Below are 660 nucleotides of genomic sequence, written 5' to 3' on the forward strand. Positions count from 1 at the left end.
AAATCCTTCACGCTCTAGCAGCTTCAGCGCTGGGCGCGTGTTGTCATGCACTTGACCAATCACCGCTTGTGCTTCTGGGCTCAATAGGTTGATGTAAATTGGCAGCTTTGGCATCAAGTCAGCGATAAAGCCTTTCTTGCCGATGCCGGTAAGATAATCTGCAAGTGTGAAATCAATAGAGAAGAAATGCTCTTGTAACCATTGCCAGAATGGAGAATTACCATTCGCATCAGAGACGCCACGCATCTCGGCAAAGATGGTTTTAGAGAAACGCTCTGGGTGCTCCGCCATCATAAGAAAGCGGCACTTAGACATCAGACGGCCATTTAGGCCCTGGCGATATTTTTCGCGTAGGAACAGCGTACAAATCTCACTGTTCCCCGTGTAGTTGTTGCCAAATGTCAGTAGTTTAACGACGTTATTTACGCCGAGTTTTGGCGAAGAGTGAACCACTTTACTGATGTGATATGAGTAGAACGGTACGTCCCAGCCAATAGATGCTTCGATTCCGGTGGTACCCGCAACCTCACCCGATTCAGAGTCAAAACCCACCATTAGGTAGCCTTCGTCACCGGGCTCGGTCACGTCGGGCTTACCAAAGCTGTACTCCGAGGGTTTGATTCGATTGGTTAACAGTTCATCGTTAACCGGTAGAGATGT

Annotated in this window: 1 protein-coding gene; it reads right to left on the bottom strand. The window is 48.5% G+C overall.

Going from position 1 to position 660, the window contains the following annotated elements:
- The coding region (locus R7Z50_RS28070) for an arginine N-succinyltransferase (RefSeq protein WP_318149832.1) at nt 1-660 on the bottom strand (660 nt) is incomplete at both ends.

The sequence above is a fragment of the Vibrio sp. 1249-1 genome (genome assembly GCF_033340495.1).